Below are 9,975 nucleotides of genomic sequence, written 5' to 3'. Positions count from 1 at the left end.
TCCGGCCCAGCACGGCGCGCACCCGCAGCACCACCTCGGTCGGGCTGAAGGGCTTGGTCACGTAGTCGTCGGCGCCCAGACGCAGTCCCGCGACCCGATCCTCGACGGTGTTGCGCGCCGTGAGCACGAGCACTGGGGTGTGCGCGTGGGCACGGGCGTGACGCAGCACCTCGGTCCCGTCCACGTCGGGCAGCCCGAGGTCGAGCACCGCCAAGTCGACCGCACCGCCGGACAGCAGCTCGATTGCCTGCGCCCCGGAACCGGTGGCCAGCACGGCGAATCCGTCGCGCTCCAGGTAGCGGCGCAGCACGTCACGGATCTGCTTCTCGTCTTCGACCACGAGCACGGTGGCGGCCATACCTCAGATATACGGGCGCCGGCGGCCCGGGAATCACCCGCGAAGGTCCCGCGCGGGCAGTGCGGAAGGTCCCGACCGTGCCCTCCACACCGTCTCCACACGCACGCCACATCACGCCCTCGGCGCGGCGGCACGGTGAAGGTGTCGCGCCGGAGCGGCCGGCGCGGACTGAAGGAGCCGAGAACCATGAAGCGCACCACGAAGCTCGCCGCAGTCCTGACCGTCGGCGCGACGACCGCGATCGGCGTAGTGATCGCCACCGGCCCGGTGTCGGCCGCCGCAGGCAACACCGGCACCGGATCGACGCCGAACGGCGCCGGCGGCTACTCGACCATGATGGGCTCGGGCACTTCCGGACGCGGCGGCATGATGGGCGATTGGACCGGCGCGGGCAGCATCAACATGGGCTCGATGATGGGCCGCGCCCTGGCGAACACCTCCGGCTCACGCATGAGTACTGCTCAGGCCGCCGCGGAATCGAACGCGGTCCCGGCCAGCGCCTCGGTCGACGCCACCCGCAACCGGCTGACCTTCACCGGCAACATCGTCACCCTTACCCTCGTCGTCGGCACAGGCGAGCAGAACGACTACTCGTTCAAGGTCGCCGGGCTGACGAACCCTCAGATCATCGTCCCGGCCGGCGCCCGCGTCACCTTGCGCCTGATCAACGCTGACGCCGACATGGCCCACGGCGTCCTCGTGACCGCCAACAGCGCTGCCGACACCTCGTGGATGCCGATGACGACCTCCACCGCGGCCTTCTCCGGCTCCGCGATCTGGGCTCTGGGCGAGGCCGACAGCTCGGGCGCCTCTACCGCCACCACCAGTTTCAGCGCTACCGCACCAGGCTCGTACACCTATCTGTGCCCTGTGCCCAGCCACGCCCAGCAAGGAATGCACGGCGCGTTCACGGTGCGTTAGACGCCGCTGCCCGGCAGAGGCCCGCCGCTCTGGCGTGTCCGCCGGGCATGCGGCACTCTGTCTTCCATGACGGAGGGGGAAACCGCGATCCGCGTACACGGGCTGGTTAAGCGGTATGGCGATGCGCTCGCGGTAGACGGGCTCGACCTGGAGGTTCGGCGCGGGGAGACCTTTGCGCTGCTCGGGCCGAACGGAGCGGGTAAGACCACGACTACGGAGATCCTCGAAGGACACCGCAGGCGGGACGGCGGCGAGGTGGAGGTCCTGGGTCAGGACCCGCAGACCGCCGGCCGGCGCTGGCGCAGCCGGATCGGCATCGTCATGCAGGAGTCCAGCGACGTCTACGAACTCACCGTCGGCGAGATCGTGCGGCACTTCGCCGGATACTTCCCGCGGCCCCGCCCGGCCGGCGAGGTGATCGAGCTGGTCGGACTGGGCGGCAAGGAACGCTCGCGGGTATCCACCCTCTCCGGAGGGCAGCGCCGTCGCCTCGATGTCGCGCTGGGCATCGTCGGCAACCCGCAGCTGCTGTTCCTCGACGAGCCGACCACCGGCTTCGACCCCGAGGCGCGCAGGCAGTTCTGGGAGCTGATCCGCGCGCTGCGCACCGCGGGCACCACGATCCTGCTCACGACGCACTACCTGGAAGAAGCCGAACAGCTCGCGGACCGGGCCGCCGTGATCAACCGCGGCCGCATCGTCGCCGTCGACCGGCCGGACCTGCTCGGCGGACGCAATCTGGCCGCGGCCACGGTCGGCTGGAGCGACCCGCTGGACGGGCCGCGCACCGCCGAGACCGACACGCCCACCAAGCTGGTCGCCGAGCTTTCCGCCCGCTACGGCGGCGAGGTGCCGGACCTGACCGTGACCAGGCCCACGCTTGAAGACGTCTATCTGCGGTTGACCGAGGGGGACTCGTGAGCGCCACACCGGCCACACCCGCCACACCGGTGCTCCCCCGCACCGGCGCCGAGGACGCGCAGCCGCTGCCGTCGGCCCTGCGGCTGGGGCTGCACCGCGCGGACATCGAGCTGCGCCAGTACTTCCGCCAGCGCGACGCGGTGGTCTTCACCTTCGCCTATCCCGTGATCATGATGCTGATCTTCGGGTCCATCTTCAAGGGCGACGTGCCCAACACCCACGTGCCCTTCACGCAGTACTTCACGGCCGGGATCGCGGCGACCGGCACGATGTCCGTGGGTTTCCAGGGCGTCGCGATCGGCATCGCCTCCGACCGCACCGACAAGACGATCAAACGGCTGCGCGGGCTGCCGATGCCGCGCATCTCCTACTTCCTGGGCAAGCTGCTGTCCGCGCTGACCTCGGGGCTGGTGCAGCTGGCGATCCTGCTCGCGGTCAGCGCCGCCTTCTTCCATCTGCACCTGCCGACGACGCCGGGCCGGTGGCTGACCCTGGTGTGGGTGTTCGTGCTGGGCCTGGCGACCTGCGCCACGCTCGGCATCACGCTGGGCGGCCTGGCCAAGGACGGCCGGTCGGCCTCCGCGGTGGTGCTGCCGCCCTTCCTCATCCTGCAGTTCATCTCGGGAGTCTTCTTCACCTACAGCCAGCTGGGCCCGGTGCTGCGCGGCATCGGCGCGGTCTTCCCGCTCAAGTGGATGTGCCAGGGCATCCGCTCGGTGTTCCTGCCGGACTCGTTCCAGAGCCAGGAACCGGCCGGATCCTGGGAGCACGGCAAGATCGCGCTGGTCCTGCTCGCCTGGATCATCGGCGGGCTGGCGGTCTCGATGCGCACGTTCCGCTGGCACGGCAAGCGCGAAGGCTGATTCGGGAAGCGAGCGGCTGGCAAGTCGGTGGTCTATCGGCGCGCCGGGGTGGAACGGACGGCTTCGCGGGTAGTGCGCCACGCAGCACCTCAAGCGTGAAGGAGAACGTCATGTCTGCCGCTTTCGCCGGGAAGAGAGCATTGATCACGGGCGCGGGCCGCGGAATCGGCAGGGCTCTGGCGTTCGGTCTGGCGGAGGCCGGCGCCGACCTGGTCCTGCTGGCCCGCTCCACTCATCAGCTCGAGGACGTCGGCGCCGCGCTGGCCGAGCAGGGTGTCGGCGAGCAATGCGTACACGTCGTGCCCGCGGATCTCGGCGACGTCGCGGACCGGGAACGCGCGATCGCTGAGATCCACAAACTGGGGCGGATCGACATCCTGGTCAACAACGCGGCGACCGTCGAGCCTCTCGGGCCGACCGCCGAGGTGCCGGACACGCTGCTGCGGCACGCCTACGAGGTGAACGTGTTCGCGGTGTACGCCCTGACGCGCGCGCTGCTGCCGGCCATGATCGATGCAGGTTGGGGGCGGATCGCCAACATCTCAAGTGGCGTGGTCGGGCGTCCGCAGAGCATGGTGCGCGCGAACGCGTACGCCGCGACGAAGGCCGCTCTCGAGGCGCACACCGTGAGCCTCGCCGCGGAGCTGAGCGGCACCGGAGTGACCGCGAACGTGTATCGGCCCGGGCTGGTGGACACCTCGATGCAGACGCACATTCGTGAGCAGGATCGGGACCGGATCGGCGACGCGATGCACGAGAAGTTCAACCGGCACGTGACCGACCGCTTGCTGATCTCGCCGGAACAGTCGGCCACGAGCCTGATCGCCCGGCTCGAAGGCGAAGCCAACGGCGAGATCTGGCTCGTGGATGCGTCCGGCGAGGGCAACCGCGCGGTCGAAGGCCGCGTGCCGCACGCCGCTGAGGGCTGACGCGCGGCCGTGGTGGCCGTCGGCTCGACCCGCTCGACCCGCTCAACCCGCGGCCCGCTCGACCGGCTCGGCACGCGCGCGTCCGAGAGCGTCGCATGGCGGCGTCGCACGGCGCAGTTCCCCGAGAGCGTGACAGGTTCAGCCGAGAGTGGTGAGCGTGGCGCGCAATTCGTCGAGCGTCCGGCGGGTGAGGTCGACGAGGGCCTCGTGGTTGTCCGTGTCCGCCCATTGGTCGTAGGCGGTGTAGAAGGCGCGGGTGCCGAGGTCGGCGGAAAGGCTCGCGGCAAGGTCCGGCACGTCGCGTTTGCGCAGCGCGTCGGCCATGGCTTCGGCGAGAGCGGCGCGTTTGAGCGCGGCGCGCTCGAGAAGTTCGCTGTTGCCGAGGATGACGGCGCGCAGTCTCGCGCTGAACTCGCGGCGCTCTTCGGTGAAGACGGCGGCCAGGGCGTCGAGGGCCGCGGCGACGGCCTGCAGCGGCGTGGCCCCGTCCGGCGCGGCGGCGATCGCGTCGGCCACGATCCGGCCGTGGGCCTGCTCCCCGGCGGCGAAGAGCACCTCGCGCTTGTCGGGGAAGTGCCGGAAGAAGGTGGTCTTGGTCAGCCCTCCGGCGCGCTCGGCGATCTGGTTGACCGTGGTGGCCTCGTAGCCCTGCTCGATGAACAGCTCGAGCGCGGCCTGCGCCAGCCGCCGGCGCGTGTCCGGCTCCCATCGACCCATGCGGAAAGCATAGGTGATGTGACTCGGTAACGTCACCCTGCTACGGTGGTGATGTTACCGAGTCACATCACTTCGTGCGATCCGGCGGAGTGAACCGTCTCCCGTGGGAGTTCTCATGCGTGTCTTCATCACCGGCGCCAGCGGCCACATCGGCTCGGCCGTCGTGCCCGAGCTCATCGAGACCGGACACGAGGTCGTCGCGCTTTCGCGGTCCGACGCCGCGGCCGAGGCCGCCCAGGCACTCGGCGCCCAGGTGCGCCGGGGCGACCTGAGCGACCTCGCCGGCCTGCGCGATGCCGCAGCCGAAGCGGACGCGGTCGTCCACCTTGCGTTCGACCACAGCCTTATCCCGGCCGGACGGTTCGCCGACGCCGTGGCCGCCGACCTGGACGTGGTGCGCGCCTTCGGCGAGGCGCTCGCAGGCTCGGGCAAAACCTTCGTCGGAGTCGGCCTTGCGAGCACCGGCGACCCGCAGCGCGATGCGGTGATCAACGCCAATCCGCGCTCCGCCGTCGCTCGCGCCATCCTGGAACTGGGCGAGCGTGACGTGCGTACCATCCTCATCGGCGTGCCGCCGGTCACCCACAGCAGCCGGGATCGGCACGGCTTCATCCCGCAGCTGATCAGGATCGCGCGGGACACGGGCGTGTCCGGTTACGTCGACGACGGCGCCAACCGCTGGCCCGCCAGCCACACGCTGGACGTCGCCCGCCTCTTCCGCCTGGCGCTGGAGAAGGCGCCCTCCGGCGCACGGTTCAGCGCCGCGGCCGAAGAGGGCATCGCCGTGCGCGAGATCGCCGAGATCATCGGCCGTCACCTCGGTGTCCCGGCCGAGAGCGTCCCGGCCGACCGGGCCGCGGATCACTTCAAGGGCTTCCCGTTCATCACGCTCGACATCTCGATGCCTGAGACCCGAACCCGCGAGTCGCTCGGCTGGGAGCCGGTCCACCCCGGCCTGATCGCCGACCTGGAGGAGGGCCACTACTTTCGCTCCCTTGACACTCACGGCGCTCAATCCTAGTGTGCGCATCACCGACCGTGACAGAAACCTTACAAGTAGTGGCGCCGCGTTGCCGCGGCTCCGCACGGCGGGGCTGTCTGTGTGGGGGGATCAGGGCCTGAGACCGGGTCCGTTGTCGCGTCTCGGCACAGCGCACAACTGACACCCGGACGGAGGCTGGATTCGTCATGCCCGTACGACAACGTGCCGCTTTAACCACGCTTCTCGCCAGCGGAGCGCTCCTGCTCGGCACCAGTGTCTCGCACGCGAACGTCACGCTCACGCAGCTGAGCACCGATCCGTTCACCAACTCCTCGAGCCAGCACGCCACGGAGGTGGAGCCGGACACGTTCTCCTTCGGCTCCACCATCGTCGAGGCGCAGCAGACCGGCCGCTTCACCGACGGCGGCGCCTCCGACATCGGCTGGGCCACCAGCACCGACTCCGGCGCGACCTGGACGCACGGCGAACTGAACGGCATCACCCAATGGCAGGGCGGCGGAAGCTTCCAGCGCGTCTCGGACGCCTCGGTGGCCTACGACCCGAAGCACGGGGTCTGGTTGATCGCCTCGATCCCGATCACCGCGTCGCTCGGGGTGCCCTCCGTCGTGGTCAACCGGTCCACCAACGGCGGGACCGTCTGGTCCAACCCGGTCACCGTCACCACCTTCGCCGACCAGGGCCTCGACAAGGACTGGATCGCCTGTGACGACACCGCGAGCAGCCCGTTCTACGGCAACTGCTACGTCGAGTTCGACGACAACGGAGACGGCAACCGCCTGTACATGTCCGCCTCGACGGACGGCGGCCTGACCTGGGGCCCGGCCCTGCGCACCGCCAACGGCGCCACCGGTATCGGCGGCCAGCCCGTCGTGCAGCCCAACGGCACGGTCATCGTCCCGGCCGACAACGCCAACGAGACCTCGCTGCTCGCCTTCCAGTCCGCCAACGGCGGCGCCTCGTGGAGCGCCACCACCACGGTGACCACGATCAAGAGCCACGCCGACGCCGGCGGCATCCGCTCCGGCCCGCTGCCCAGCGCCGAGATCGACGCCTCCGGGAAGGTCTACGTCGCCTGGGCCGACTGCCGGTTCCGCACCGGCTGCAAGTCCAACGACATCGTGTACTCGACCTCGACCAACGGCACCGCGTGGTCCGCGGTCACTCGCGTCCCGATCGACGCCACCGGCAGCAGTGTCGACCACTTCCTGCCGGGTCTCGGGGTAGACCGCACCACCTCTGGCTCCACCGCGAAGCTGGCCCTGTCCTACTACTTCTATCCGAACACCAAGTGCACCGCGAGCACCTGCCAGCTCGACGTCGGCTTCATCTCCTCCCCCAACGGCGGCTCAAGCTGGACCGCAGCCACCCAGTTGGCCGGGCCGATGAGCCTGTCCTGGCTGCCGAGCACGACCGAGGGCACCATGGTCGGCGACTACTTCTCCACCTCCTACGCCGCCGGCACCGCGCGCCCCGCTCTCGAGGTCGCCTTCGCCCCCAGCGGCGGCGTGTTCAACCAGGCCACTTACACCACGGCCGCCGGCCTGCGCGCCGCCCCCAAGACCCATCTCAGTGTCCTGACCCCGACCGGCGCGGACAAGCCGGTACCCGGCGTCGTCTCGGACCACGCCGCCTCGACGCTTCCGCTCACCAGCCGCTGAGCCTAATCAGCCGGGTTTAGATAAGTCGCGGCCCGGACCGGAAATCCGGTCCGGGCCGCAGCGGCTACTCACGCAGCAACCTTCTTATACGCGTTCTCAAGCGTCAGTCGAGCCAGGCCGCGACCGCTTCCCGCAGCCGGCCCACCGCCTCGGGAAGTTCCTCGGCACCGGTCACCAGGCGCTCGAACGCGTCCAGGTGCGCGTCAACGACCTCGCGGTTCGGCGCGGCGGCGCACAACGCGGAGCTGATCGCAGCGAGTTCCTCGCCTGCCGCCGCCTGCGCCGGCCGCTCCAGGACGGCGCGCTGCTCCTCGAAGGTGCGGCCAAGGGCGTGCATCGCGGCGCCGACCTCTTCGCGCGGCGTGGTCGGCGCGCGGCGCAGGCGGTTGGTGATGGCGTTGAGCATTGCGCCGCCGCCCATGAAGACGAGCTCGAACTTCTCCTTGGCCACAGGTCCCCTCCAGAAGTGCGTCGTATCGGCTGACGGGAGTACGAACACAGACTCGATCCGAACCGGCGGGTGCGCAAGGGGTCACTCGCGCAGGTGTGTGATCCGGCTCGTCAGCGGCCCCGGGCCCAGCCCCACAGGGTGGAAAGCGTGGACCGCGCGTTCCGTCTCCGCTGTGGACGCTGCCTGCCTGCGTAGGGGCCGAACATCTCCGGTCCGCGCCGGTATGCGGGGGCGGGAGGCGCGGGGGGCGCCGGCGCGGTCGGGCCCGCCCAGAACGTCGCGACGGCGATCATGACTCCGGTGATGCCCAGGGCGAGGACCGTCTGGTGCGGGTACGCCGTCCGGTTGATCCGCGAACCGAACTCGACCAATGCCGCGATGAGCACGACGCGCAGGAACGGCACCCGCCTGAGCGTCACCCACATGACTACAAGGCAGGCCACTGTGATCTGCCAGATCGCCTGCGAGAAGTACCTGTCGCCGATCCGGTAGTACGCGTAGAGCGTCAGGATCAGACCGCCGTAGGCGAGAAAGCCGACGGGGCCGCGCAGCGCCTTGAGCAATCCGAACAGCGCGCTCGCTGCGGCGCACACCGCGATGACGACGACCAATTGGGTAAGGGGATGGCCCGACAAGACCCCGATCAGCTCCTCGACCTGTGCGCCGGGCCACTCGCCCGGCCGCAGCCTGCCGCATTCAGGGTTCTCATACAGGTCTGGCCGACCGCGGCGCAAGAGCGCACGCGGGCGGCCAGCGGTCGTGTCCGAACTGTCGCGAGTCTCCTCGCGCCACCTTTCAAGCCGGGCCGAGCCTCACGCTGGGCGACAGCAGCGGTGCTCGGACCGGACCAGACCGTTCCCCTCGCCGTCGGGCGGCGGTCTGAATCGCTGTCCGAACCGCCGCCCGAACTGCCGCTTAGCGCGAGCGCAGCATACGGCGGACGAGGTCGGCTCGTTCCGTCAGGGTCTTGCGCACGACGGGTGCGGTCGGCTCTGCCGCGGCCAATGCCGCGTCGGGGTAGTCCCGGCCGATCCCGTGCAGCGGGAAGAGCTGGTTGGTGAACACCATCGCCGGGATCATCCCGCCGCGCTCCAGTGCCGGCAGCACATCCAGATAACGCGCGGCGTACGGCGCGAGCAGCTCGTCCTGCCCGGGACGCCAGAACGCTGACATGACCGCGGAGACCGCGCCGACCGGCACCGCGCGCTCGTCGGTCACCTTCAGCCAGACGCCCTCCTTGGCCTCCGCGCTGGGTGCGGCGGCCCGGACCGTCAGCGCTCTGATCCAGGCCTCGGGATTCGGATCGCGCTCCAGCAATCCGGCGACCTCGTCCGCGACCTCGCCGCCGAGTTCGGACTTGCGGGTCAGGGCGCGCCACAGCAGGTCCACCTCGTCGCCGGCCTGCTGCCGCAGCCACTCGACGTCGTCAAGGCTCGCCGCGGTCTTGGCGAACGCCCGCAGCGCCACCTGGCGGCGGTCCGGGTCATCAGCCAGCCGTCGGGCCGTCGCGGCGACCATGGCGGCGAGTTCGGCCCGCTGCTTCTCCGGAGCCCAGCGCTCGCTGCTCGCGACAGCCAGGTCGAGGTAAGGCTCGATGACGCTGTCTCCGGTCTCGACGGCCAGCACCGAGGTGACGCAGCGCACTGTGTCGGCGGCGGTCGCTTCTCCCTTCACCAGCAGGTCCCAGACCGTCGCGACGGCCACGCCGCGCGAGATCGCGGTGGGCAGTCCGGGTGCGGCCGCGATCAACGCGGCTCGGCGCGCCGGTTCCACCTTGGCGACGGCGAAGGTGAGGTCCTCGTCGTTGACGAGGTAGAGCTGCGCGTCGACGGGCAGGTCCACCGGGGTTCGCGCCTGTTCGACCTCGACGGTCGCCAGGGCGAGGCGCCGCAGGCCGGTGTCGGTCCCGTTGGTGGCGTACGCGCCGACGGCGAGCACTTGCGGCCTGGGCCCGGTGCCGGGGCCCGGGCCGTCGGCCACCAGCACGAGTCCGTCGCCGTCCCGTTCCAGCGCGAGCCGGTCGGTGCCCGCGGTCTCGAGCCAGCCGGCCCGCCAGGCGTCGAGGTCCCGGCCGCTGGCCTTGCCCAGCGCGTCGATCAGATCCTGCAGCGTGGCGTTGTTCCAGGCATGGCGGGCGAAGTACGCGGTCATGCC

Annotated in this window: 11 protein-coding genes; 6 read left to right on the top strand and 5 right to left on the bottom strand. The window is 70.4% G+C overall.

Going from position 1 to position 9,975, the window contains the following annotated elements; translation table 11 throughout:
* A partial coding sequence (locus VFA06_RS20080) for a response regulator (protein ID WP_324842184.1) occupies nucleotides 1-358 on the bottom strand: 358 nt, incomplete at its 3' end.
* A 186-nt stretch (nucleotides 359-544) separates the two neighbouring features.
* Here VFA06_RS20080 and VFA06_RS20075 point away from each other — a divergent pair.
* From VFA06_RS20075 to VFA06_RS20060, 4 genes are all read left to right on the top strand, one after another.
* Entirely contained in the window at nucleotides 545-1,279 is a 735-nt protein-coding gene (locus VFA06_RS20075; protein WP_324842183.1) for a sulfocyanin-like copper-binding protein, read from the top strand.
* A gap of 66 nt (nucleotides 1,280-1,345) precedes the next feature.
* Nucleotides 1,346-2,200 (top strand): ABC transporter ATP-binding protein, encoded by an 855-nt coding sequence (locus tag VFA06_RS20070; RefSeq protein ID WP_324842182.1) that lies wholly within the window; start codon nucleotides 1,346-1,348, stop codon nucleotides 2,198-2,200.
* Complete coding sequence (locus VFA06_RS20065; RefSeq protein ID WP_324842181.1) at nucleotides 2,197-3,063, top strand: ABC transporter permease; 867 nt, start codon at nucleotides 2,197-2,199, stop codon at nucleotides 3,061-3,063. Before VFA06_RS20070 ends, VFA06_RS20065 begins: the two co-directional genes overlap by 4 nt.
* Before the next feature lie 110 nt (nucleotides 3,064-3,173).
* Nucleotides 3,174-3,992, top strand: coding sequence for an SDR family oxidoreductase (locus VFA06_RS20060; RefSeq protein ID WP_324842180.1), 819 nt, complete (start codon nucleotides 3,174-3,176; stop codon nucleotides 3,990-3,992).
* 138 nt (nucleotides 3,993-4,130) lie between these two features.
* Here the strand turns inward: VFA06_RS20060 and VFA06_RS20055 are convergent, their stop codons facing one another.
* Nucleotides 4,131-4,709, bottom strand: a complete 579-nt coding sequence (locus tag VFA06_RS20055) for a helix-turn-helix domain-containing protein (protein ID WP_324842179.1) — start codon at nucleotides 4,707-4,709, stop codon at nucleotides 4,131-4,133.
* 115 nt (nucleotides 4,710-4,824) lie between these two features.
* Between VFA06_RS20055 and VFA06_RS20050 the strand changes: the two genes are divergently transcribed.
* Nucleotides 4,825-5,730 carry an NAD-dependent epimerase/dehydratase family protein gene (locus VFA06_RS20050; protein ID WP_324842178.1) on the top strand — a complete coding sequence of 302 codons (906 nt, stop codon included), beginning with the start codon at nucleotides 4,825-4,827 and terminating at the stop codon, nucleotides 5,728-5,730.
* A gap of 167 nt (nucleotides 5,731-5,897) precedes the next feature.
* On the top strand, nucleotides 5,898-7,370 hold the full coding sequence (locus VFA06_RS20045; protein WP_324842177.1) for a sialidase family protein: 1,473 nt from the start codon (nucleotides 5,898-5,900) through the stop codon (nucleotides 7,368-7,370).
* Nucleotides 7,371-7,473: 103 nt separating this feature from the next.
* Here VFA06_RS20045 and VFA06_RS20040 read toward each other — a convergent pair whose 3' ends face one another.
* From VFA06_RS20040 to VFA06_RS20030, 3 genes are all read right to left on the bottom strand, one after another.
* On the bottom strand, nucleotides 7,474-7,821 hold the full coding sequence (locus VFA06_RS20040) for a hypothetical protein (protein WP_324842176.1): 348 nt from the start codon (nucleotides 7,819-7,821) through the stop codon (nucleotides 7,474-7,476).
* Between the two features lie 110 nt (nucleotides 7,822-7,931).
* The gene (locus VFA06_RS20035) at nucleotides 7,932-8,456 is read right to left on the bottom strand and encodes a hypothetical protein (protein WP_324842175.1); all 525 of its coding nucleotides are present in this window, start codon (nucleotides 8,454-8,456) and stop codon (nucleotides 7,932-7,934) included.
* A gap of 280 nt (nucleotides 8,457-8,736) precedes the next feature.
* Nucleotides 8,737-9,975 (bottom strand): ERAP1-like C-terminal domain-containing protein (locus VFA06_RS20030; protein WP_324842174.1); only part of this gene is annotated, 1,239 nt, incomplete at its 5' end.

This window comes from Actinocrinis sp. (assembly GCF_035653575.1).
GTDB lineage: Bacteria > Actinomycetota > Actinomycetes > Streptomycetales > Catenulisporaceae > Actinocrinis.
Note: the sequence above shows the minus strand (reverse complement) of the source record. Positions and strands in the feature narration are given on the sequence as shown.

Bases quoted from the DNA above. Each gene is read 5' to 3' on its own strand.
- VFA06_RS20075 (WP_324842183.1), top strand. From the start codon at position 545: ATGAAGCGCACCACGAAGCTCGCCGCAGTCCTGACCGTCGGCGCGACG.
- VFA06_RS20070 (WP_324842182.1), top strand. From the start codon at position 1,346: ATGACGGAGGGGGAAACCGCGATCCGCGTACACGGGCTGGTTAAGCGG.
- VFA06_RS20060 (WP_324842180.1), top strand. From the start codon at position 3,174: ATGTCTGCCGCTTTCGCCGGGAAGAGAGCATTGATCACGGGCGCGGGC.
- VFA06_RS20055 (WP_324842179.1), bottom strand. From the start codon at position 4,709: ATGGGTCGATGGGAGCCGGACACGCGCCGGCGGCTGGCGCAGGCCGCG.
- VFA06_RS20050 (WP_324842178.1), top strand. From the start codon at position 4,825: ATGCGTGTCTTCATCACCGGCGCCAGCGGCCACATCGGCTCGGCCGTC.
- VFA06_RS20045 (WP_324842177.1), top strand. From the start codon at position 5,898: ATGCCCGTACGACAACGTGCCGCTTTAACCACGCTTCTCGCCAGCGGA.